The sequence below is a fragment of the Ascidiaceihabitans sp. genome (assembly GCF_039986515.1).
Lineage (GTDB): Bacteria > Pseudomonadota > Alphaproteobacteria > Rhodobacterales > Rhodobacteraceae > Ascidiaceihabitans.
Window position 1 is genome coordinate 515,816 of sequence record NZ_JBDWQO010000015.1, and the last position, 22,190, is coordinate 538,005.

At 53.8% G+C, this 22,190-nt stretch carries 22 protein-coding genes and 1 pseudogene; 12 read left to right on the plus strand and 11 right to left on the minus strand.

The genetic code is table 11. The features are described 5' to 3' along the window. Positions 1-68: 68 nt before the first annotated feature. The 6 genes from ABJL60_RS17080 to ABJL60_RS17105 form a co-directional block, all read right to left on the minus strand. Positions 69-722, minus strand: a complete 654-nt coding sequence (locus ABJL60_RS17080; protein ID WP_348375795.1) for an SDR family oxidoreductase — start codon at positions 720-722, stop codon at positions 69-71. An 83-nt stretch (positions 723-805) separates the two neighbouring features. Beyond that, positions 806-1,687, minus strand: a complete 882-nt coding sequence (locus tag ABJL60_RS17085; RefSeq protein WP_348291180.1) for an NAD(P)-dependent oxidoreductase — start codon at positions 1,685-1,687, stop codon at positions 806-808. A gap of 19 nt (positions 1,688-1,706) precedes the next feature. Continuing rightward, the gene (locus ABJL60_RS17090) at positions 1,707-2,132 is read right to left on the minus strand and encodes a heme-binding protein (protein ID WP_348375654.1); all 426 of its coding nucleotides are present in this window, start codon (positions 2,130-2,132) and stop codon (positions 1,707-1,709) included. 19 nt (positions 2,133-2,151) lie between these two features. Continuing rightward, complete coding sequence (locus ABJL60_RS17095) at positions 2,152-3,438, minus strand: TRAP transporter large permease (protein WP_348375652.1); 1,287 nt, start codon at positions 3,436-3,438, stop codon at positions 2,152-2,154. 2 nt (positions 3,439-3,440) lie between these two features. After that, positions 3,441-3,974 carry a TRAP transporter small permease gene (locus tag ABJL60_RS17100; RefSeq protein WP_348375650.1) on the minus strand — a complete coding sequence of 178 codons (534 nt, stop codon included), beginning with the start codon at positions 3,972-3,974 and terminating at the stop codon, positions 3,441-3,443. Positions 3,975-4,046: 72 nt separating this feature from the next. Beyond that, the gene (locus tag ABJL60_RS17105) at positions 4,047-5,021 is read right to left on the minus strand and encodes a TRAP transporter substrate-binding protein (protein WP_348375648.1); all 975 of its coding nucleotides are present in this window, start codon (positions 5,019-5,021) and stop codon (positions 4,047-4,049) included. A gap of 320 nt (positions 5,022-5,341) precedes the next feature. Between ABJL60_RS17105 and ABJL60_RS17110 the strand changes: the two genes are divergently transcribed. Next, positions 5,342-6,010, plus strand: coding sequence for a GntR family transcriptional regulator (locus ABJL60_RS17110; protein ID WP_348375646.1), 669 nt, complete (start codon positions 5,342-5,344; stop codon positions 6,008-6,010). A gap of 26 nt (positions 6,011-6,036) precedes the next feature. Here the strand turns inward: ABJL60_RS17110 and ABJL60_RS17115 are convergent, their stop codons facing one another. Beyond that, the gene (locus ABJL60_RS17115; RefSeq protein WP_348290244.1) at positions 6,037-6,555 is read right to left on the minus strand and encodes a redoxin domain-containing protein; all 519 of its coding nucleotides are present in this window, start codon (positions 6,553-6,555) and stop codon (positions 6,037-6,039) included. A gap of 164 nt (positions 6,556-6,719) precedes the next feature. On the opposite strand from ABJL60_RS17115, the gene ABJL60_RS17120 reads away from it, so the two are divergent. Both ABJL60_RS17120 and ABJL60_RS17125 read left to right on the plus strand, forming a co-directional pair. Then, entirely contained in the window at positions 6,720-8,084 is a 1,365-nt protein-coding gene (locus ABJL60_RS17120) for a DUF3179 domain-containing protein (protein ID WP_348375644.1), read from the plus strand. Between the two features lie 249 nt (positions 8,085-8,333). Continuing rightward, positions 8,334-9,746 carry a chromosome partitioning protein ParB gene (locus ABJL60_RS17125; protein WP_348375642.1) on the plus strand — a complete coding sequence of 471 codons (1,413 nt, stop codon included), beginning with the start codon at positions 8,334-8,336 and terminating at the stop codon, positions 9,744-9,746. Positions 9,747-9,798: 52 nt separating this feature from the next. On the opposite strand, the gene ABJL60_RS17130 is transcribed toward ABJL60_RS17125, so the two are convergent. The 4 genes and pseudogenes from ABJL60_RS17130 to ABJL60_RS17145 form a co-directional block, all read right to left on the minus strand. Further along, positions 9,799-10,056, minus strand: a complete 258-nt coding sequence (locus tag ABJL60_RS17130; RefSeq protein ID WP_348375640.1) for a hypothetical protein — start codon at positions 10,054-10,056, stop codon at positions 9,799-9,801. Beyond that, positions 10,056-10,280, minus strand: a complete 225-nt coding sequence (locus tag ABJL60_RS17135; protein ID WP_348375639.1) for a hypothetical protein — start codon at positions 10,278-10,280, stop codon at positions 10,056-10,058. Before ABJL60_RS17135 ends, ABJL60_RS17130 begins: the two co-directional genes overlap by 1 nt. Beyond that, positions 10,277-11,137 (minus strand): annotated as a pseudogene (locus ABJL60_RS17140) (type IV secretion system protein B4); the annotation flags it as partial. The gene ABJL60_RS17135 and the pseudogene ABJL60_RS17140, both read right to left, overlap by 4 nt. Before the next feature lie 22 nt (positions 11,138-11,159). Then, positions 11,160-12,173, minus strand: coding sequence for a LacI family DNA-binding transcriptional regulator (locus ABJL60_RS17145; protein WP_348375637.1), 1,014 nt, complete (start codon positions 12,171-12,173; stop codon positions 11,160-11,162). A 133-nt stretch (positions 12,174-12,306) separates the two neighbouring features. Between ABJL60_RS17145 and ABJL60_RS17150 the strand changes: the two genes are divergently transcribed. The 9 genes from ABJL60_RS17150 to ABJL60_RS17190 all read left to right on the plus strand — a co-directional run bounded on the left by ABJL60_RS17150 (position 12,307) and on the right by ABJL60_RS17190 (position 21,447). Then, positions 12,307-13,386, plus strand: a complete 1,080-nt coding sequence (locus ABJL60_RS17150; RefSeq protein ID WP_348375635.1) for a sugar ABC transporter substrate-binding protein — start codon at positions 12,307-12,309, stop codon at positions 13,384-13,386. A gap of 111 nt (positions 13,387-13,497) precedes the next feature. Continuing rightward, a complete protein-coding gene (locus ABJL60_RS17155; RefSeq protein WP_348375633.1) occupies positions 13,498-15,027 on the plus strand; it encodes a sugar ABC transporter ATP-binding protein in 1,530 nt (509 codons plus the stop codon). Then, complete coding sequence (locus ABJL60_RS17160) at positions 15,020-15,985, plus strand: ABC transporter permease (protein WP_348285394.1); 966 nt, start codon at positions 15,020-15,022, stop codon at positions 15,983-15,985. The genes ABJL60_RS17155 and ABJL60_RS17160 overlap by 8 nt, the downstream gene beginning before the upstream one ends. Beyond that, positions 15,982-16,935: an ABC transporter permease gene (locus ABJL60_RS17165; protein ID WP_348375631.1), complete on the plus strand. Its 954-nt coding sequence runs from the start codon at positions 15,982-15,984 to the stop codon at positions 16,933-16,935. Before ABJL60_RS17160 ends, ABJL60_RS17165 begins: the two co-directional genes overlap by 4 nt. A 1-nt stretch (position 16,936) precedes the next feature. Then, on the plus strand, positions 16,937-17,878 hold the full coding sequence (locus ABJL60_RS17170) for an SMP-30/gluconolactonase/LRE family protein (protein ID WP_348375629.1): 942 nt from the start codon (positions 16,937-16,939) through the stop codon (positions 17,876-17,878). 14 nt (positions 17,879-17,892) lie between these two features. Next, complete coding sequence (ltnD, locus tag ABJL60_RS17175) at positions 17,893-18,789, plus strand: L-threonate dehydrogenase (protein WP_348375628.1); 897 nt, start codon at positions 17,893-17,895, stop codon at positions 18,787-18,789. Beyond that, the gene (otnK, locus tag ABJL60_RS17180; RefSeq protein ID WP_348375626.1) at positions 18,789-20,039 is read left to right on the plus strand and encodes a 3-oxo-tetronate kinase; all 1,251 of its coding nucleotides are present in this window, start codon (positions 18,789-18,791) and stop codon (positions 20,037-20,039) included. The genes ltnD and otnK overlap by 1 nt, the downstream gene beginning before the upstream one ends. Beyond that, positions 20,036-20,683 carry an aldolase gene (locus tag ABJL60_RS17185; RefSeq protein WP_348375624.1) on the plus strand — a complete coding sequence of 216 codons (648 nt, stop codon included), beginning with the start codon at positions 20,036-20,038 and terminating at the stop codon, positions 20,681-20,683. The genes otnK and ABJL60_RS17185 overlap by 4 nt, the downstream gene beginning before the upstream one ends. Further along, on the plus strand, positions 20,680-21,447 hold the full coding sequence (locus tag ABJL60_RS17190; protein WP_348375622.1) for a TIM barrel protein: 768 nt from the start codon (positions 20,680-20,682) through the stop codon (positions 21,445-21,447). Before ABJL60_RS17185 ends, ABJL60_RS17190 begins: the two co-directional genes overlap by 4 nt. Positions 21,448-22,190: the final 743 nt, after the last annotated feature.

The following is a 22,190-nucleotide window of genomic DNA, read 5'->3' on the forward strand; positions in this document are numbered from 1 at the left end:
GCACATCCAAAGCAGGGATTGCAGGATCAGCCGATTATCAAATTTATGATCTCACGGAAGCTGCCAGATCAGGAAAACACCATACCGCCATTGATGTCGGTATTCGCACCCGTAATGAATGCACTGTCTTCACAAGCCAAGAATAAAACTAGATTGGCAACATCATCCGTATTGCCTTGGCGCTTCACTGGCGCGTTCGCCTCAAAACCACGGCGACCTGCGTCCGGGGTGTGGATGTTGTGGAAATCCGTATCAATCATGCCGGGGCAGAGCGCGTTGACGCGGACCTTCGGTCCCAGCTCTTTGGCCAAACCGCCTGTCATCGTCACAATCGCCCCTTTTGAGGTGACGTAGGGCACAGAGCCGGGGCCGCCGCCATCGCGCGCTGCTTGGCTGGCAAGGTTCACAATCGTGCTTTTGTCCATATGCGCGAGGCACGCTTTGGTCATCATAAAGGTACTGGTCAGGTTGAGGTTCATCACCGCCATCCAATGTTCCAAGGACGCCTCTGCGATTGTTTTACCCACCAGCGCGTCAACGTCTTCTTGCTTGGTCAAATCACCTTGCAGGGAGATTGCATTGCCGCCATTTGCCTTGATCTTGGCAACGACGTTATCCGCGCCTGCGCTGCTGGCGAAATAGTTCACTGCGACGTTTGCGCCCTCTGAGGCTAGCTTGAGAGCGGCGGCGGCACCGATGTCACGGCCAGCGCCGGTGACGATTGCGGTTTTGTTTTCGAGTTTTAAGTGAGGATCCTTTTTCGCGGTGCTATGTTTCTGCGTGTCAGGTCGGAAAGTGGGTCGTCTTAGGACGACGCCGACTTCATGAACAAATCGAATATTTCGGGAACGTTTCCATCGCCCATACCCGCCTCCAATGCGGATGCAAGGTTGGTGGCAGTACCTTCAGCGATCTGGCTGCTGGTGCCCATGTCGTCCATCATCTGAACAAAGTAGCTGATGTCCTTACTGGCGTTTGCGATGGAAAAGCCCAAGTCACTTACGCCATCAACTGCGTATTTCTTGCAAAACTGCATGAAGGGGGAGTTGGACGGCCCCGCTGACATGATGTCGAACAGTTGCTGACCATCGATCCCCGATTGCTTGGCGACGGCAAAGGCTTGGCTCATGGTGCAGACGGTTGTCATGCCCATGAAGTTGTTAATCAACTTGGCGACATGGCCCGCGCCGAGGTCCCCGAGGTGAAAAACATTCTCGCCCAGAACATCCAGAACTGGCTTCACCTTTTCATAGGTCGCCATGTCGCCCGCCGCCATAATGTTCAATAGGCCGTCTTTGGCGTGGGCAGGTGTGCGGCCAAGGGGGGCGTCAATCATACCAGCGCCCTTGGCGGCCAGATCGACCCCAATCTTGCGCGTGGATGCAGGGATCGACGTGCCAAAATCAATGACCACCGCGCCGTCTTTGATGCCCGCCAAAATTCCATCGTCACCGTAAATCAGCCCCTCCACCACCTCAGACGTGGTCACGCACAGCATCACGATGTCACTGACCTCGGCCATTGCTTTTGGTGTGGCAAATTCAACAGCGCCGCGCTCGACTGCTGCGGCAACCGCGTCTTTGTTGCGGCCCATAACGGCCAAGTCGAAGCCGTTGTTTTGCAGGCATTCCGCCATGTTGCCGCCCATCAGACCAAGGCCGATGAAACCGATCGTTGGTTGTGTCATGTCATACTCCTGCATTGTCTTATGGTTGATCTGTCGAAAACGCGTTCGCACCGGCTTCGGCCACATCGTGGTCCTGCGCGGGCGATCCTGAGCTGACGCCGATGCCACCCACGACAACGCCGTCTGATAAAATCGGAACGCCGCCGCCGACTGCGACCATCCGGCCGCCCAAGGTGGAGGCAATGCCATGTGCGGGCATCCCGGGTTGGTTTACCTCGCCCAAGGCTTGGGTGCTCTTTTGAATGCCTGTCGCAGTATAGCTTTTGTCTATGGCCAGATTGATGCTGGTGATTTTGCCACCATCCATCCGTTCAAAGGCGATCAGATTGCCGCTTTCATCCGTGACAGCGATACACATCGGCACGCCGATCTCTATCGCTTTGGCGCGGGCACCGCTGATAATCACGGCTGCGTCGGAACTGTCTAGGCGCTGGATATTCAACATATTCTCATCCCTTTATGCATCAATTGCCAATGATCAGATTTGGCAGGGTCAATGAAATGGCGGGGACAAAGGTAATCAGCATAAGGGCCGCCAAAATCGCCAGATAGAACGGCCAGATCGTTTTGATCGCTTTCTCCATCGGGAGTTTGCCAACCACGCATCCCGCAAACAGGCAGGTCCCAACAGGCGGCGTGCACAGCCCAAGGCCAAGGTTCACAAGCAGGATGATCCCGAACTGGACGGGATCGATGCCCAAAGCGTTCATCACTGGCAAGAAGATGGGCGTACAGATTAAGATCAACGCCGCCATGTCCATGATCATCCCCAACACCAGCAGCATCAGGTTGATCAACAACAAGATCACGATCACATTGTCAGAGATTCCCAGCAGCAAATCGACGGTCTTGGTTGGCACACGGTAGAATGTCAGCATGTAGGCAAACGCGCCCGCGCAGGCGATCAAGACCAACACCATGGATGTCGTGCGCACGGAGCTCACGACAGTCGTCTTGAAATTTTCCCACGTGAGGGTGCGGTACACAATCAAGGTGACAAGGAAGGCGTAGATCGCACCAATTGCACCGGATTCAGTTGCGGTGAAAACGCCACTCAACACACCGCCAACGATAATCACGGCTGTGAACAATCCGGGAATAGCGCCGGCAAAGGCCCACCCCAAAGCTGCAAGGCCGGGGAATTTTTCAGCTTGGTAACCGCGCTTAATTGCAACGAGATATGCCGCCAGTGCCAAACACAGACACATCAAAATGCCCGGCACGACACCCGCCAGGAACAGCTTTGATATGGACACACCGCCGCCCGCTGCCAGTGCAAAGATAATCATGTTATGGCTGGGCGGGATGATGATGCCCGCGATGGAGGACGTGACGGTGACGTTGACCGCATAGTCCGCATCATAGCCTTTTTCCTTCATAGCGGGGATCAGGATGGATCCCAATGCCGAGATATCCGCAATAGCGGAGCCGGAAATGCCGCCAAACAACATGGACGAAAAGACATTCACGATGCCCAATCCGCCGCGCACAGCGCCCACAGCCGCCTGCGCAAACCGCACCAGCCTTGCTGCGATGCCGCCGTGGAACATCAAGTCACCGGCAAAAATGAAAAACGGAATGGCCAGATAGGCTTGCAGGCTAATTCCTGCGACGATCCGCTGGAAACCAATCATCAACGGCAAACCTTCGTACCAGAATGCAGCAACCGCAGAGATACCAAGGGAGAAGGCAACAGGTGCGCCTATCATCACACACAAGGCAAACACGCCCAGAAGTAAGAAAAGTCCCATGATCAGCTTTCGTCAATGTTATCTTGGCGTTCGTCCCAGCCTGTCAGCAGGCGGACCAAATGACCGATGGAGAATAGGCACAACAGCGCACCACAGATTGTTAGTGGCAAGGATCTCAGCCCCTCTGACACTTGGATCAGCGGGATCAACGAGTTCCATTTGAATTTCGTAAGTTCAATGCCGTACCAGAACATCATGCCACCAAAACCAATCATCAACAGATCAGTTACGAGGACAAAAAAGTTCCGAACGGGTCTGGGAACGATGTTGCGGAACACCACCACGGACAGGTGTGAATGTTGATGCACACCTACGGCCGCGCCTAAGAATGTAATAACCATTACCAAAAGCAACGACACCTGTTCCACCCATGTCGGCGTGTCGTTAAGCACGTAACGCCCGTACACAAGCCAAACATAAAACACCGTCATCGCAACCAATGAGATTGCTGCCAGAACGATACAAATGCGTGTCAGGAATTCAAAAGCAGTGTTCATGCGTTTGAGAAACACGGGCTGGGGTTTGGTGTCGGGCAAGGTCGTTCCTCCGGTAAAAAAAGCGCCCCTCTTTGCGAAAGGAAGGGCGCTCTTTGGTGTTTTTTTCAGAACTTACTCAGTGGCTTGTGCCATTTCGACCAGTGCTTTCATGTCTGGGTTTGCAGCCAGATAATCAGCATAGACGCTGTCCATCGCGGACTGGAACGGTGCTTTGTCGGCGATCTCGTTCACGGCGATGCCTGCGGCTTCGACGTCTTTGCGTGCCTGCTCGGAATCAACGGCCCACAGCTCACGCTGGAACAGGGCTGCTTCTTCTGCGGCACCACGTACGGCGGCTTGCATTTCTGGGGACAACGCGTTGAACTTTGTAGTGTTAACACAGATGCACTCAGGAATGATCAGGTGCTCGGACAGGGAGTAGTGTGTTGTCACTTCAAAGTGGCCAACGTTCTTGAACGAGGGGAAGTTGTTTTCCGCACCATCAACAACACCGGTCTTCAACGCCTGCTGCACTTCGGAGAACGCCATCGGGGACGGGTTACCGCCCATCGCTGAGATCATAGACGTGTAGAGGTCGTTGTTCATGACGCGGATCTTCAGGCCTTCAACGTCGGCGGGCGTGTTGATCGGCTTTTGGCTATAGAATGAGCGTGCACCAGCATCGAACCATGCCAGTGGCAGAACGCCCGCGTCACCCATTGCTGCGGCAACGGTCTGGCCTGCTTCGCCTTCGAGAACGCGGAACATGTGTGGCACGCTTTTGAAGATGAAGGGCAAGGAAACAAGGTTTGCTTCTTTTACCATTGGGCCGATGGGACCAAGGTTGAAGTTACCGATCTCGATGGCACCGATCCGAACCTGTTCAAGCGCGTCTGGCTGCGAGCCGAGAACACCACCGTGGAAGACGTCGACAGTAACTTCGCCGCCTGTGGCTGTGTTTACCAGTTCAGAAAATTTGTCCATTGCCGCGGTGTTTGGGTGACCGTCGTTGTGGATGTTCCAAGCGCGCCAGCCATCGGCTGAAGCGGATGATGCGATGAGAGCAACAGCAGTCGCGGCTGCAAAGAGCGATTTCGTGAAAGTCATGGGTTCTCCTCCCCCGTTGTGTTTGGACAGGTTCTGGCTTTCTAAGTTTGGGAGGGCGCAAGCCGAAAAGCTTCCTGCCACCTCCCAGAGCCGGAATCGCTGCTAACTCAATATGGAGACTAGTATCCAAGTTTGTCAATAAGTATGTTTTTAAGCCCTGCTGTCCTTGACATGTTCGGTCTCAGCGCCTTTCTTGCACCCAGTTGTAGATTGGATACATAGGCTGCGGCATCTGGATATTTGAAATTAATTTCAACATATTAGAGTGTGTCACTGGCAATGTGATCTGACAAACGTGATGAGGGCAAGAGAAGATTCCTGTGGAAGATATTGTAAGAAGAACCACAACAGACGCGGTCTATGAGACCCTGCATGAAGAGATTGTTTCACTCGAAATTCTTCCCGGAACAAAGCTGTCGGAGACCGAAGTAGCACGGCGTTTTGGCGTGTCTCGCCAGCCCGTCCGCAATGCGTTCACCAAGCTCGGAAACGACGATTTGCTTGTTATCCGACCGCAGAAAGCAACCGAAGTGCGGGGCTTTTCGATGGAGCGGCTAGAGCTTGCGCGTCTTGTGCGGCTGGCGTTGGAGATGGAAATTGTTCGCCGAGCGGCCACAGTTTGGGACACAGCCCGTGAAGTGAAGCTCGGTGAAAACCTGACCCTGCAAGAACAGGCATTGCAGAACAACGATTTGGTAACATTTCACGCGCTGGATTATGATTATCACAAGCTGATTTACGCGCTCAGCGGCAATCCCCTGGCATTCGAAGTGATGCTTGAATGTAAGCAAAAAGTGGATCGCCTGTGTTTGCTCAGCCTTGAGGAATCTCGCGAAGCCACATCAATTTTCGACGACCACCGCGAGATTGCGCAAGGTTTGGCGTCGGGGCACCTTGAGCGCGCGCAAAGTGCCATGCGCAAGCACCTGTCGCGGCTGGATGCGACGATCGAGTACATCCACAAGACACATCCGAACTACTTCGAGTAGGGACTTCGCGGCGAGATGAGCTAAAGTCAGGCTGTTCCCCGCTCTGGGCGATCATTATCGATGTTGAACTTCATCCCGTCCAACAGCTCTTCCAGATCAGGTCTGGCGGCAGGACCGTTTGAAATGTCAACCAACATCAAGGTGCCGTTCGGACGGATCGCAAATGCACCCGGTTCGGCAAAGACACCTGTTGTTTCTGCTTCTGACAAAGGCGTTGAGACGTACAAGCCAAGGGATCGCATCTGGGATTCGGTCATGCCATATCCAAGATCGAAATCCCATCCGAACTCTGCCAGATCAGCCTGTGCTTTTTCTTTGGTATCCGCCGAAACAACAACAACGTCCAACACATCTGTCCAATCGGACAACACAGCGTTCAGCTTGTTCAGGAACCGCTTGCAGCGTGGACAATGTTTGCCCCGATAGACAAACAGCATCGTCCAGCGGTCTTTGTTCTGGCCTATGGTTAGCAAATCAGCAGAAGCTGCACTATGGAAACTCATTTCTCCGATGGGGGCACCGACATTGGGTTTGGCTGAAGTCATGGGCAGGGTGTCCTTTGATCATCTACGGGTAGGTTAGCGAGAATGCTATTCGTGCAATTCCATACACATCTAACTGGGAATTGAAAAGATGATCGCGACAAAGTTGGGTGTGTGTGAAGGACGCGCGGCTTAGGGTGATCGCAAGTAAGCCAAGGAATCCCAAGATGCCAACGCGCCGCGATATCACTGCCTTACTGGCCGCAAGCCTTATGATACCTGGGCAAGGTTTTTCCCAATCTGTGGATTTGTACCAGCTTCAGCGCGACCTCATCAATGGCACGCCAGCGGAGTTCTTTGCTGCGCTGGAAACGATCAAGCAGCGGGGCCTTCCAGATATGGCAGCAGGTTTGATTGCCAGCATGCGATTTACCAACGGGCCAAATTCGAACATCTCGCAAGCGCTGTCTGCGATCACTGGGGAAAAGGACGCCCAAAGCTGGTTCGACTGGATGCTCTGGCAAGAACGCAACCCGCAAGTGATACCTGATCCGTCCTTCATCAAGTTCAAACGAGAGATATTCCTTGCCATTGATCCAAATTTCAAGATCTTTTTGGACCCTCAAGATATCCAACCGGACGCGATGCGCATCAGGTTGGAAGAGATCATATGGGGAGGCGTTCGCAAGGATGGCATTCCTTCGCTCGATGCTCCTGATTTGGTCAGAGCAGATGAAGCGGACTATTTGCAAAGTGATGACTTGGTTTTTGGCGTTGAGATAAACGGAGACGCGCGTGCCTATCCACTTCGGATCATGGGGTGGCATGAGATGTTTAACGATGTCATTGGAGGCGTCCCTGTCGCCTTGGCCTATTGCACGCTGTGTGGCTCAGGCATTTTGTTTGAAACGAAACTCGCCTCGGAACACGATCCTCTGATTTTCGGGTCTTCTGGTTTTTTGTACCGGTCTAACAAACTTATGTTCGACCGTACGACCCATTCTCTTTGGAACCAATTCACCGGCGAGCCTGTGTCAGGACCCATGGTGCGCCAGAAACATGTACTGGTGCAGCGCCCAATCGTGATAGACACTTGGGCAAGTTGGCACGCCGCCAACCCTACGACGCGGGTTTTGTCGCTGAATACCGGATTTGATCGGGACTACGGATCGGGGGTCGTTTACAATGACTATTTCACCTCGAATTATCTCATGTTTCCGGTTGACGTAGACCAAGGTAAAGTTGCGCAAAAGGACTTTGTCTTTGGCATTCGTCAGTTTGGCGGCGCAAAAGCCTGGCCTCTGGACGCGTTCCGGAACACGCCCTTGATCAACGATGAAATTCTAGGACGGCAGATCGTCTTAATTGGGGATGCCGAAACGCGCACTGTACGTGCTTTTGAACGCGGTACGCGTCGTTTCGAAGTGGGTTTGACGAGCCTGACATCAGATGACGATCTAGACTGGTCGATCACTGAAACTGCACTGATTAGCTCCGAGGGGCAAAAGCTTCCACGTGTTGCAGGGCACATCGCGTATTGGTTTGCCTGGAACAGTTATCTAGCTGCCAACTCTGAGCTATATGAGCATTGATGCCGTTTCCAAAAAACTGCCTAGGGTAAGCAAAGTTCAAATTTGCAAAATGGAGGGTACTATTTCTGCCCAGAATTCCTGAGCTCTCCCATCACTTGTTTATTGAAAGAGATTCTCGAATGGGCAATGCACTATGTTCACGCGTCGGGCAGTAAAAAAGTTGTAACCTGCCATGTCGCGGGTAAGGTTCACTTGGCCCGTCGCTAGAATTCTTGCGGCCCAAACAGCCATTCAGCAGCAGTCACTGGCTTGTATGGGGCCACCGAGGCGCATGTCTATCGCCGCCTTGCCTTGGCCAACCTGCCCAATCCAGTGATTGATGCCCTGCGCAATGGTGAAATTAGCCTGTCGAATGCAGCCGCTTTCAGCATCAGTGATGATGAAAAGCTGACCTTGGAAATCTTGGAAAACGTGCGCGGCCAAGGTGAGAGCGATCACCGCATCAAAAAGATGCTCAAACCCGATGCTGTGAAAGACAGTGACCGCCGCGCCGTGTTTGTGGGTCTTGACGCCTATAGGGCCGCAGGGGGTCGCACAGGCAGTGATCTGTTTGCAGAGGAAGTTTTGATCGATGATCCTGCCATTCTTGACGCGTTGTTTGGCAAGAAGCTGGAGGACGCTGCCGCGACCTTGCAAGCCGAGGGCTGGAAATGGGCCGAAGCCATCGGGGACAGCTATATCGGTTGGTATCAGATCGAGGAGATGAAACTGTCGCGCATCTATGCCGAGGGCGGCACGTTGTCTAATGATCAGAGTGAAGACTATGACACGCTGTCAGAGCAAGCCGAACAAGACGTGTTAAACGACGAAGGTCACGCCCAGCTTGCTGCTTTGCAAGCGATCCTTGATGGGTCGTTCACCGAGGATCAAAAGGCCCATGCAGGTGTGTTGGTCTACATCGACACGCACGGCGCGGTGCAGGTTGAGGCTGGCCTTGTGAAAGGCACAGACAAAAAGGCAGCGATTGACGCAGGTGTCCTGGAAAAATCCAACCACGTCGGCAGCACAGGCACCAAGTCGCCAATCTCACAAAAACTGGCAATGGATTTGGGGCGCATCGCGACGGGGGCACGTCAAGACGCCATCTTGGGCGATCCCGACCTCTTGTTGGCGCTCTTTGCGTTCCAATTGTCAGGCAAGTCTGGCTACACATCTGCCTTTGGCCTGCGCAAGGACGACGTGCCAAACGTCCCAAGCACAGCAATGTCAGGCTACACCTTGGACGAGCGACTGACCAAACCAACACCGAGCGCCAAATATGGCAGCGACATGGCGCGCGTGTTTCGCGCTTACAAAGCCAAAGGGCCAGAGTTCATCATGGACGAAATCATCCGCCATCTCGCATCCCTGCTCACGGTTGATACTGATCTGGCAGAGGTGATCGACAAGGCAGTTGAAACGAATATCCGTGACAACTTTACTCCAAACGCTGAGAACTTTTTTGGCCGTGTTGGGGGTCCTTACTTGATCCAGCAATGGCGCGATCTGTTGGACCTCAAAAAGGATCATCCAACCGTCACGACATTCGCCAAACTCAAAAAATCCGAGAAGGCCGATAAAATGGCCGTGCTCTTTGGAGATGGGGAGGCACAAGAGACGCAAGGGCTTACAGAGGCGCAGATCGCGCGGATTGCGGCATGGGTGCCAGAAGGCATGGCCTAGACACTGTGGCAGGGCACATTGAGTGCCCTGCCTATTATCCTTGTGGTGAGGATCAACTGGCTCCGCTCACGCGGGGCCCTTTTTTGGTTGACCTTATCTGCTGCAGCACAGCGAGTTGTTCGCGTTCGATTTCGGAAATCGCTTCTGTGGTTGAAAGGCGTTCGGCTTGTGTAGCTAAGTCACTCTCGCGACGCAGGTTGGCCGCTTCGTTTCGGATAAACAGGTTTCCATCCACGGTTGGCACGCCTTGGCTGACTGCGGCAGACGCCCAGATCATTCCAATCGCAGTAACTGTGAGGGATGCACGCACTACTGCGCTTCGGTTTGTTTGGGCGCATCCAATGCAACGAAATTGCAATCGGCAACGGGTGCGGCGCTGGTCGAGACGCGGCCACCAGCTGATTGAAGGAAGCTCAGGCTGTCGGATGATCGCGCAACGGTGTCTCGTTCGAAGCAATTTGCATTTGGTCCCTGATAGTCACCGCAGGCACCAAGGCCAAAAGCACACAATATGATCAAAGTGGTTCGTTTCATGAAGTCCTCCAAAAATCTGGGCGTTGGCGATAGTCGGCACCCACCAATTGTTCTCCTTTTTCCATCCCGCCGAGGATGGTCAGTAGCGGACCCAAGGCACTGAGGTCAGCGTTGATCACGACCGAACCTTCATCGTCCCTGACGAGCCCAAGCCGAGAATTGCTGCCCGTGTTCAACAGCACATCGAGTTCTTTGCTTTGGAGATTAAGCATCGCGTAGTCGGACGCGTTCGCCCGAATGTTTGGCAGCAAGATCTGTGTCGGAACGGCCTCCACGATGGTCCTACCCGTGCGGGTTTGTTCCAACTGGCTGGCGTATTGGGTCATCATCACAACGACCGCATTTTGCTTGCGCGCAGTGACAAGCCAATTGGACAAGCGTTCGGCAAAATATCCGTTATCGAGGGCCTTCCAAGCTTCATCGATGATTATGATTGTTGGCTGGCGGTCTTCGATCACACGTTCGACGCGACGAAACAAATAAGACAGGACCGCCATCCGCTCTTTTTCGCTTTCGCTGTCCAGGATGCCTGTAAGGTCAAATCCGACTACATCGCCTTCAAGCGAGAATGTGTCTTCTTTGGTCTGGCCAAAAATCCAGCCATAGCGGCCATCAGCCGTCCATTCCTGCAAGCGTTCATGCAAATCTCCGTCGTCATCGGCGGAAACAAACAGGGATGCGAGATCGTGCCAGTTGCGTAGATCAGTATCAGAGGCAGATGCGTTTTGCCGAACGACCTCTTGGATGCGGTTGGTCTGTGCCGGGGTGAGTGGTTTGTGGTTGCGCTCGCAGCATCGGCTTTGTTGCAGCAGGAGCCTAGCAAGCAAGGTCAGACAACTGGAAAAGCGGTCGTTGACGAGAGCGAACGCCGCACCAAGACTAGCACGTCTGCCCTTCGCACAACTTAAAGCCAAGATCGATTGTACGCGCACTGCTTTCAGAATGATCATCGCTTGGTCGCGAAATGAACTTTCCGGCCTGCTTCCCTATTTCGTAGCGTGGTGTTTGGATGGTGGTCAGACGCACCGGCAAGGCATCGAGAAAGGGCAAGCCATTGAATCCAGCCAAAGCGATGTCTTGTGGCATCCGAATGGCTTCTGATAGGCAATGCATGATGCCGCCCGTGGCAAGGTCATCATTCGAATAGTAGATCGCATCGGGCTTAACCGGCCGCGCCAGAATATCAGACGTCATCCGACGTCCTTCCATCATGGACGATGGTTTTTCACTTATATCCTGTGACAGCAGCGTCGCGCCAGCCTCGCGCAGGGTCTGGCGGAAGCCTTCAAGGCGTTTGCCTGCCCGCAAATCCTGCCCGCTTTGGCTTCCGGCGTAGACAAAACGCCGATGTCCCTTTGCCAGCATATGTTTGGCTGTCGCAATACCTGCCGCAGTCTGCGACAGGCCAATCGCCACAGAAATCGGCGCACCGTCGATATCCATAATTTCGGCAACATGGACACCAGCCGCGGCAATCGCTTTGCGCGTGACGTCAGAGTGCTCCAATCCGGCCAAAATTATCCCCGAGGGCCGCCAGGACAGAAGGTCTCGCACCAGTGCGTCTTCTTTTTCCAGCGAGTATTCCGTCACCCCAAAGACCGGTCGGCAACCTTGGTCGGTCAAAGCATCGGTAATTCCGCTAAGAACATCATTGAACACAGAGTTACCCAAGGTTGGCAGCACGACTGCGATGAGGGGGGTCTTTTCCGACCGCAATCCCCGCGCAAGCCGGTTTTGCACATAGCCTATTTCTTCCGCTGCAGATTTAACGCGGTCGCGGACTTCTTTCGAGATATAGCCTTTGCCGTTCATGACACGCGAGACGGTCATCTGGCTAACGCCTGCTTTATCTGCAACGTCGTCCATAGTTGGACGCGTAACTTTAGTATTCATCGAAAGCCTTTCTCGCAATAATTGTGCCACGCCACTCAGGAAATTCTTGACAGATGTTTACGTAAACATGTAGGGAAAGTTCAATATGTTTACGTAAACATATTTCGAAAATGATGATCTGGGAGAATTTCAAATGAAAAAGCTGCTTTTAGGAACGGCATTTGCCGCGCTAACGTCGACAGCTGCGATGGCAGAAACTTACCGCGCAGAGTGCTTTGCTCCCGCCCCGGGCACGAGCACCATTCAAGGTGTGGCCAAAGATGGGCCCTACAAAATGGCGTTTGTGAACGGGTTTGCGGGCAACGATTGGCGTATTGCAGCTATCCAGGCTTCAAAGGCATGGGCGGCGCGTCCAGAAAATGCGGCGAACATTGAAGAATTCACAGTCGTCTCTGTGGGCAATGATAGTGCCGCCCAGATCGCCGCTATCGATAACTTTATCGCCGCCGGATACGACGCCATTACATTCATCGCTGTGAACCCGAGTGCATTTGAGCCTGTTATTCGCCGCGCCGAGCGTGCTGGCACGGTTCTGGTCCCATTTGACAATGTCTTGGACACTGACCGTGTTGTTCAAATCAATGAAAGCCAGCTTGAGCTTGGACGCCTGAAGGCACAAACGGTTATGGACGAGCTGGGCGGCGAGGCTAGCAAAATCCTGATGGTAAATGGCCTGCCCGGCAACGCTACCGACCGTGATCGCCGCCTGGGTATGATGAGTGTGCTTGAAAACGTCGATGGACTTGAGATCGTTGAGGTTGTTGGCAACTGGGACACAGGCACAAGCCAGAAAGTCGTCGCCGACGCACTTGCGACACACGGTCAATTTGATGCGGTTGTATCGCAGCACGGGTCCGCTGGTACGATCAACGCAATGCAGGCCGCAAATCACCCAATCGTGCCGATGGGCGTCGACGGTGAGAACGGTGTTCGGATGTTGATGGACGAACTTGATATCCCCGGCATTTCTGCCGCGCAGGCGCCTGCTATGTCGTCGATCGCACTCGAAGCTGCAGTCGCCTTGCTGCAGGGCAATGAGCTGCCGCAAACAGTGTTCTTGCCAATCCCGCAGGTCATGGCAGGTGATCTTGAAGCTGGGGTGAACTACTTCCCCGACTTGCCCAAATCGTTCAATACTGGGACGGGTTTCCCAGATTGTTTTGCGCCCTTCACGCCTGAAGAACTATTGGGTCAAAGCGCCGACGACAGCTAAACTAACCCCAGCCCTTACTATCCACTCACACGACTCACATAAACACTTTCCTGGCGGCAGACCGTGCCGCCAGGCCTACAAGACCCTGATCATTTAGGTGGACCTTTCGCTATGCCGCGACCTGACACAGCCATCGTGCATCTTTCGGGTGTTTCTAAAATATATGGCGCGACCAAAGCACTTTCAGAGGTGCAATTCTCCTGTTTTGGTGGCGAAATTCACGCGATCCTAGGTGAGAATGGCGCCGGAAAATCGACGCTGATGAAATTGGTATCAGGTGTCATTCAGCCGACCATTGGGGATATACATATTGATGGAACCCCGACGCAACTTATGTCGCCCGCTGACGCTATGTCCCGCGGGCTTATCTGCATGTTTCAAGAGCTTTCGCTGGTTCCTGACCTGACCGTGCGTGAAAATCTTATGTTGGGTGCACCCGGCACAGGGCTGGGCCGGCTTGACGCGAAAGTTGTGGCCCGTGCCCAAGCTGTCTTGGACAAAATCGACGGTGCATCAATCCGAATGAACACCCGCATTGCTGACCTCACTCTGGCAGAAAGCCAGCAAGTTGAGATTGCCAAAGCACTTTCACGAAACCCAAGACTGCTGATCCTTGATGAGGCGACCTCCGCGCTGAATGCATCCGTGGTTGAAAAAGTGTTCCACTTGATCAGAGCAGAACGTGACCGAGGCGTCGGCATTCTCTTTATTTCACATAGATTTCATGAGATCGAAGCGCTGGCTGACCGCATCTCGATCTTTCGCAATGGCGCGCATGTCGAGACGTTTGATAACGGCGCTTATGACTACGGTGCCATCATCAGCAAGATGGTCGGACAGCGGATTGATGATCTGTTTCCGCCAAAACCGAAAGCTGACCCAAACGCCGAAGACGTTATTGCCATTAACGGTTTTGGTTGGGGTGAGCGTTTACACGACGTTTCTATCACCTTGCGCAAAGGTCAGATTACCGGCTTGGGCGGGCTAGACGGTCAAGGTCAGGGTGACGTTTTGCATGGTCTATTTGGGTTGCTGAAAGGCACCACTGGCACCTGTGTGATGGGCGGTAAAACCCTTGCGATCACACACCCCAAGACCGCAAAGTCGCCAGAGCTGGGCATTGCGCTGGTACCAGAGGATCGCAAAACCGAAGGTCTGGTGTTGGATCAAAGCATTGCCCGTAATCTGGAACTCGCCGCTCTTGGTATAAACGGTATCGACGCGGGTGATCCTGCGATTTACCAGCCGTTCCTCGATGCGCTGGAATTGAAATGTGACAGCCTTGATCAAACGATTTCGGAATTGTCAGGTGGCAACCAGCAAAAAGTGGCCCTTACGAAGTGGCTCGCGCTTGGGCCGCGCTGCATGTTGCTGGCTGATCCGACGCGCGGGATCGACGTCAAAACTAAGACCCAGATCTACGCGCTGTTGCGTAGGTTGGCCAATAGTGGCGTTGCTATTCTATTGTTGTCCACCGACTACGAAGAACTGATACACCTGTGTGACGAGACGCATATTTTCTACGATGGCCGTATCGTCCAGCACTTGTCTGGTGGCGATACTACGGCCGAGAACATTATTGCGGCCTCTTTGAATATGCATGTTGGTACACAGCAAGCGGAGGCCACACATCATGCGTGATCTCTTGCGTGCAAATCAACGAGAGGCCTTTGCCGTCCTTGTATTAGGCGTCTTAGTGACGTTCTACCTTGCAACACATCCGGCAGGCCCCACGACCTATGTGATTACGATCTGGGCGAACCAAGCCCTGATCCTTGCCCTTGCAGCAATTGCGCAATTCTTCGCCGTAATCGTGCGCGGGATTGATCTGTCTGTGGGGGCAGTCATGGCATTGACGAACTGTGTCGCATCATACCTTGTGATTGGGTCGGGCCTTGATATGGCATTCGGAATTATTGCTGTCCTTTTGGTTGGGGCAGGATGTGGGCTGCTCAACGGATTGCTTGTGGTTTATGGGCGCATTCAGCCCATTGTCGTCACTTTGGCGACGGCATCGCTTTTTGTGGGTGTCGCCTTGCTTTTGCGGCCCACACCCGGTGGGCAAATTGACTATGACCTCGCCGATGCGATGACGCTTGATGTGTTCGGCATTCCAACCGCGTTGATTATCACCGCCGGGGTTATTGGATTGATCTGGGTGCCCTTGCGGCGCACCGGATTGGGGCTTGGACTGTATGCTGTGGGATCATCGGAACAGGCTGCATTCCAATCAGGCATGCCGGTGACCAAGATCCGTTTGGCATCGTTTACTTTGGGTGGCTTGTTCGCTGGCATGGCCGGGCTTTACTTTAGCTTCGTGACAACAACCGGCGATGCGGGAATTGGACCAAACTTTACACTGAATTCAATCGCTGCAGTTGTCTTGGGCGGCGTGGCATTGCGCGGCGGCGTTGGCACGCTGACAGGCGCAATTGCCGGTGCATTCATTCTCAAAACAATCGGCGCACTGATGTTCTTTTCAGGGCTTCCCCCGCTCGCACAACCATTTGTCGAGGGGCTAATCCTAGCGACAGCAATTGCAATTGGCGGCGCTGACGTTCTGCGCGTCAAGAACCGGCTGGAGGTCTTTGGACGATGAGCACTTTTGCGCAACGCATGCCAAGCCTCGACAGTTTGGTGCCCTATGCTGGTACACTCTTGCTCATTTTGGGCGGAAGTCTCTTTTACCCGCAGATCCTTGGATTTGAGTATCTGACACAGCAGCTTCAAATTTCCGCGTTCCTTGGCCTTCTGGCGCTTGGTGCCACGCTGGTTATTTTGCTAGGCCACATTGATCTGTCAGTGCCTTGGATCTTGGGCGGTGCGGCGATTGTGTCGACCTCTTTGGCAGGCACTGGTGATCCACTTCTGACGGCGCTTGCTATACCTCTGGCACTTCTGTTTGGCGCAGTAGTCGGCATCATAAATGGCGTGGGCGTTGCAATTCTGCGTATCCCGTCAATGGTCTGGACCTTGGCTGTGAATTCGATGTTGCTAGGCGTCGCGGTGCTGAACACCGGCGGTTTTAACCCCAAAGGTGAAGCCAGCGAAACCATGGTCTGGCTCGCGACAGGCAACATCGCCGGTATTCCAGCAGCGTTTATCGTCTGGATGGCAACGGCCGGGGCGATGGCGTTGTTGTTGAAACGGTCGGGATTTGGCCGGTATCTGTCGTCCATCGGCTACAACGAAAAGGCAACATTCCTTTCCGGTGTCTCGACCCCTTCGGTCATTTTTGCGGCCTTCGCGATTGCCGGAGTATGTTCAGCTTTTGGCGGCGTGCTGCTCGCGGGTTACGCAAATCAGGCGTATCAATCCATGGGCGACCCATTTTTGCTGCCTACAATTGCGGCAGTCGTCATCGGCGGCACATCAATCTTAGGTGGTCGCGGCAGTCTTGTCGGTACAATTGGAGGGGTACTGTTTATCACGCTTTTGACGTCCATTCTGTCCGTCATGCAAATCTCGGACGCTTGGCGCAATATCATCTTTGGCGTGATCATTCTGGCGATGCTCCTGCTACAAACTCTGCGCAAGAGGGCTGCTTGATATGGATGCATTCTATGAAACCTTCGACGCGTCTTTTGCGGAAATGATCGATATCAACCGGCCGCCTGAAATGATTGCGAATGGCTTTACTTGGACCGAAGGGCCGGTTTGGCTGAACGACACGCTTTATTTCAATGACATTCCCGCCAAGCAGATGATGAAATGGCAACCAGGGCACCAGGCGACTGTCGCGTTACCAGAGAGTGAATTCGCCAATGGCAACACGCTGGATGGCCAAGGTCGCATGGTATCATGCGAACATGGCGGGCGGCGGGTGATCCGACGGCTGGATCCCCTAGACGCCGATGCGGTTGAAGTCATCGCAGACAGCTATCAGGGCAAAAGGCTCAACTCTCCTAACGATGTTGTTGTGAAATCTGATGGCTCTGTTTGGTTCACGGATCCGCCGTATGGCATCAACTCTGATGTTGAAGGGTACCCTGCCGACAGTGAAATTGGCGGGTGTTACGTTTTTTGCGTCACCCCTGACGGTGCCATAACGGCGGTCGTCACCGATTTTGATAAGCCCAACGGGTTGGCATTTTCACCTGATGAAAGCCAACTTTATATCGCGGACTCTGGCGCCATCCGTGGCGCAAGCTTCCCCGGTATCGACTACAATTTACCGCATCATATCCGCGTGTTTGATGTCGATGGGACCACACTTTCAGGCGGGCGCGTCTTCGCCGAGATCATGCCCGGCATTCCTGATGGTTTTAGGGTCGATCATGACGGGCTGATCTGGACCAGCGCTTTGGACGGTATTCATTGCCTCGACACCGCAGGCAATTGTCTGGGTAAGATCAGACTGCCATCGCCGACGTCTAACATCTGCTTTGGAGGAGCATCCGGGACAGATATGTTTATCACCTCGTCAGATTGCGTTTGGTGGGTGAGGTCGAACCGCACCGATGCGGCGCAAATCCTTAAATCACAATCATAGCAAAGGGACGCCATATGCAAAAGAATATCGCAGTGATTGGCCTAGGGTCGATGGGCTACGGCATGGCGCAGTCGTTGCTGCGCGCAGGTCATACGACGTTTGGCTACGATATTGACGCTGAAACGACACAACGGTTGCAAGATGAGGGCGGGACCGTAGGTACGCTGGCTGAAGTCGCCGATACTTTGGACGCGGTCCTCGTAGTGGTCCTGAATGCGCTGCAGACCGAAAACGTTTTATTTGGCAGTGATGGTGTCGTCGGCAGGCTGAAGCCTGGCGCAGTTGTCATGGCCTGCGCGACCGTTGCACCCGACTTTGCGCGGCAGATGGCCACAAAATGCGAAAAAGCGGGCGTCCACTACCTTGATGCACCAATTTCGGGGGGATCGGTTAAGGCAAGTGAGGGCGCCCTAAGTGTGATGGCTTCTGGCACCAAGGATGCCTTTGCAGCCGCGCGCTCCGTTCTGGACGCTACAGCATCGACTGTTTTTGAATTGGGTGATTGCGCGGGTGCTGGATCGGCGATGAAAGCGGTTAACCAACTTTTGGCAGGCGTACACATTGCTGCAATGGCTGAAGCGATGACGTTCGGCATGACCCAAGGGGTCGAACCAGCGCAATTTGTTGAGGTGATCAGTAAATGTGCGGGGACATCGTGGATGTTGGAAAACCGTGCGCCACATATTGTTGCCGGTGATTACACGCCACATTCGACCATTGATATCTGGCCCAAAGATCTTGGAATCGTCCTTGATGTCGCCAAGTCCGCTAAATTCGGTGCGCCTTTAACAGCCGCAGCGCTGCAACAGTTTTTGGCAGCGTCGGGATCTGGCCTCGGCGCGGAAGATGATGCCGCTGTTGCCAAAGTCTATGCACGCAATGCGGGTCTGACATTGCCGGGAGATACCTGATGTTGCTGGGCTGTATCGGGGACGATTTTACCGGATCGTCCGATTTGGCGAATACCCTTTCAAAGCAAGGCATGCGCAGTGTGCAATATACAGGTGTGCCCTCAGAACTCGCCCACCCTGACGTCGAAGCCGGTGTCATCGCGCTCAAATCCCGGTCAAATGACCCTAAGGAGGCGGTGCGACAATCACTGGAGGCATTGGCTTGGCTACGAGAGCAGGGATGTGAGCAGTTCTTTTTCAAATACTGCTCGACGTTTGACTCGACCGCCGCAGGGAACATCGGGCCTGTGGCCGATGCGCTTGCCGATGCATTGAATGCGCACAAGGTTATTGTCTGCCCTGCGTTCCCGGGAACCGGCCGATCAATCTATCAGGGGCATCTTTTTGTCAATGATACGCTGCTGAACGAAAGCGGTTTGCAGAACCATCCCCTAACACCAATGACAGACCCTGACATTCGTCGTTGGCTGACCCCGCAAACGCGGCACAGCGTTGGTCATGTTGATGCAAATGCCGTTCTATCGGGCGCACAAGCCATCAAGGATGCGTTGAGTATAGAACATGACGCCGGCAAACGGCTGATCGTTGTTGATGCTTTGCGCGATGAAGATTTGTTGCAAATCGGGGCTGCCTCCGACGGTCTGCCGTTGATCACGGGCGGGTCCGGTGTGGCGCTTGGCTTGCCGCGCAACTTTGCCAAGCGCGGGCAGATCGCAAATACCGGTAGCAGTTGGCGTGGCGAAACCGGTAAGTGTGTTGCTTTGTCAGGCTCTTGTTCAAACGCGACGCGGGCGCAAGTTGCCTTGCACAGCAAAACCAACCCTTCCTATGAAATCAAAGCCAGCGACGTAATCCATGGCGTGTTGCACGCGCAAACGGTTGCGGAGTGGTTGATAGACGCTGAGGGTATCCCTTTGGCTTATAGTTCGGCTGATCCTGCTGTCGTGGCCGGCATTCAAAAAGAATTCGGACGCGAGAAAAGCGCAGATGCCCTCGAGGCTTTCTTTGCCGAAGTGTCCCGTATTCTAATCGCAGGAGGTATCCGCAAAGTATTAACCGCAGGGGGTGAGACATCCGGTGCAATTGTCGAAGGGCTACAGTTGACGACCCTAGAAATTGGGCCCGAAATCGACCCCGGTGTGCCTGCTTTGCGCGCCAGCGATAGGCTGGTGATCGCCCTGAAGTCCGGTAACTTTGGCGGGCCTGACTATTTTGCGAAAGCTGCAGGCATCCTTGGATCGACCGCATGACTGAAACCAGACAACGTGAACTGATCTGTACTTTAGCAAAGTCTATGTTTGACCGTGGACTGACCGGTGGGTCAACGGGGAACATCTCTGCCCGTACGGAAGATGGCGGGTTGCTGGTGTCTCCCACCGGCACAAGTTTTGGGCGTCTTGATCCGGCACGACTATCACGGTTTGACAGCACAGGAGCCTTTCTTGATGGCGATCCGCCGACCAAGGAAATGCCTCTTCATTCAGCGTTCTATGACACGCGCAGCTCGGCGGGTGCCGTGGTGCATCTGCATTCATGTCATGCCGTGGCCTTGTCATTGATGCCTGATGTAGATGCGGACAACTTTCTACCCCCGCTGACCCCTTACGCGATTATGAAACTTGGCAAGGTCCAACTGCTGCCCTTCTTTCGGCCCGGTGATCCGGCCATGGGACAAGCCGTGCGTGGTCTTGCCGGCAAGCGCAGTGCGGTGATGCTGGCTAATCACGGGCCGGTGGTGGCTGGTAAGGATGTCGAAGCGGCCTGTAATGCCATCGAAGAGCTTGAGGATACTGCGCGCCTTGCAATGATGATGCAGGGTTTGCGTGCGCGACAACTGACGCCTGCCCAAGTCACTGATTTGGTGAGACATTTCGATGTGGATTGGGATACATGACCAAATTTTCGGCCAATCTAGGGTTTCTTTGGGCCGACCTGTCACTGCCAGACGCGATCTATGCCGCCAAGGCCGCAGGATTTGAAGCCGTTGAATGCCATTGGCTCTATGACGAACCTGTGGACAAAGTAAAGGCTGCGTTGGACGCGACCGGATTGGTCATGCTGGGCTTAAACACCCGACGCGGTGATGTCGACAACGGGGAAAATGGCTTGTCCGCGCTGCCAGATCGCACCAAAGACGCACGCGCCGCAATCGACGAGGCGCTGCACTACGCGGTTGCAATCAATGCCCGCGCGATCCACGTCATGGCAGGTTTCGCACAAGGTGTTGCAGCCCATGACGCTTTTGTTTCCAATCTGCACTATGCCTGCGACGCGGCAGCGCCGCATGGGATCAAAATCCTGATTGAACCGCTCAATCACTACGATGCGCCGGGCTATTTCCTTCAGAAAACGGAACAGGCAAGGGACATCATTGCTCAGGTTGGCAAACCTAATATCGCTCTGATGTTTGACTGCTACCATGTGCAACTGATGGAAGGCGATCTGACCCATCGCCTTTCTGATTTACTGCCCGTTATCGGACATATTCAATTTGCATCGGTTCCGGATCGCGGCGCACCGATCGGTGGTGAAATCAACTACCCTTATATATTCGAAGTCATTTCCGACTTGGGCTACAACGCACCGCTCGGGGCGGAATACAAGCCCAAGGGCCCAACAGAAAAGACGCTGGACTGGATGACCGGTATAACGATATAGGCTGAGATGTACCGGCAAGCATTTGTTATCAAATAGCAAGTGCTGCGCCAGCAATAAGCGGGCTTCGAGAGAGGTTGTCAGATGGTATGGAGGCATGCCCAATTTGCGGAATTGGTGTTGCAGAACAACTGGATCACTTTCTTCCCAAGACTACCTTTGGCGTCCTATCGATCTATTGTCGAAACCTCATTCCAATCTGTCCCTCTTGCAATGTTCGAAAACGAGCAGAAGCCAACCCAGATCCCAATCGACATTATCTGCACGCCTATTTTGAACTTTTGCCGCAGGGACGGTTTCTTGAAGCGCTTGTTCAGGTTCAAGGTGACGCACTTCATGTTGAATTCAGAGCGCGTCAGGATATTGCATTACCCGCTGTGTTCAGTTCGGGGCTCGACTATGGACCTGTCACGTTTTAGTGACGCCCCAAGTGCTCGTTTAAGCCACTTTCCTTTCGAAAGCGACGGGGCTTTTCCAGGGTTACAACATTCAGAACATCGCGAATGCTGGCAGACCTGCTCCTGCGGTCGAAGAAGCGCGCTATTGGTACATGTACTATTTTCATACGGACCGCGGCCGCGTTGCATTGACGGAAAACCGGCGTGATATTTGCCGTTTCATTTGATCGCTATGGTCGCCAACTTGGCAGCTCAGCGAGGAAACCTGGGCCGCGACGGCGACCTCATTTGACCACCCAGATTTCGTCGAGATCGTGTTGCATTCTTATCGCCATCGTTTTGGTGGCG

What these genes read in the sequence shown, in the direction of transcription:
- ABJL60_RS17085 (WP_348291180.1), bottom strand. Translation starts at nt 1,687, where the DNA reads ATGACACAACCAACGATCGGTTTCATCGGCCTTGGTCTGATGGGCGGC.
- ABJL60_RS17090 (WP_348375654.1), bottom strand. Translation starts at nt 2,132, where the DNA reads ATGTTGAATATCCAGCGCCTAGACAGTTCCGACGCAGCCGTGATTATC.
- ABJL60_RS17095 (WP_348375652.1), bottom strand. Translation starts at nt 3,438, where the DNA reads ATGGGACTTTTCTTACTTCTGGGCGTGTTTGCCTTGTGTGTGATGATA.
- ABJL60_RS17105 (WP_348375648.1), bottom strand. Translation starts at nt 5,021, where the DNA reads ATGACTTTCACGAAATCGCTCTTTGCAGCCGCGACTGCTGTTGCTCTC.
- ABJL60_RS17115 (WP_348290244.1), bottom strand. Translation starts at nt 6,555, where the DNA reads ATGACTTCAGCCAAACCCAATGTCGGTGCCCCCATCGGAGAAATGAGT.
- ABJL60_RS17120 (WP_348375644.1), top strand. Translation starts at nt 6,720, where the DNA reads ATGCCAACGCGCCGCGATATCACTGCCTTACTGGCCGCAAGCCTTATG.
- ABJL60_RS17135 (WP_348375639.1), bottom strand. Translation starts at nt 10,280, where the DNA reads ATGAAACGAACCACTTTGATCATATTGTGTGCTTTTGGCCTTGGTGCC.
- ABJL60_RS17145 (WP_348375637.1), bottom strand. Translation starts at nt 12,173, where the DNA reads ATGAATACTAAAGTTACGCGTCCAACTATGGACGACGTTGCAGATAAA.
- ABJL60_RS17150 (WP_348375635.1), top strand. Translation starts at nt 12,307, where the DNA reads ATGAAAAAGCTGCTTTTAGGAACGGCATTTGCCGCGCTAACGTCGACA.
- ABJL60_RS17155 (WP_348375633.1), top strand. Translation starts at nt 13,498, where the DNA reads ATGCCGCGACCTGACACAGCCATCGTGCATCTTTCGGGTGTTTCTAAA.
- ABJL60_RS17160 (WP_348285394.1), top strand. Translation starts at nt 15,020, where the DNA reads ATGCGTGATCTCTTGCGTGCAAATCAACGAGAGGCCTTTGCCGTCCTT.
- ABJL60_RS17165 (WP_348375631.1), top strand. Translation starts at nt 15,982, where the DNA reads ATGAGCACTTTTGCGCAACGCATGCCAAGCCTCGACAGTTTGGTGCCC.
- ABJL60_RS17170 (WP_348375629.1), top strand. Translation starts at nt 16,937, where the DNA reads ATGGATGCATTCTATGAAACCTTCGACGCGTCTTTTGCGGAAATGATC.
- ltnD (WP_348375628.1), top strand. Translation starts at nt 17,893, where the DNA reads ATGCAAAAGAATATCGCAGTGATTGGCCTAGGGTCGATGGGCTACGGC.
- otnK (WP_348375626.1), top strand. Translation starts at nt 18,789, where the DNA reads ATGTTGCTGGGCTGTATCGGGGACGATTTTACCGGATCGTCCGATTTG.
- ABJL60_RS17185 (WP_348375624.1), top strand. Translation starts at nt 20,036, where the DNA reads ATGACTGAAACCAGACAACGTGAACTGATCTGTACTTTAGCAAAGTCT.
- ABJL60_RS17190 (WP_348375622.1), top strand. Translation starts at nt 20,680, where the DNA reads ATGACCAAATTTTCGGCCAATCTAGGGTTTCTTTGGGCCGACCTGTCA.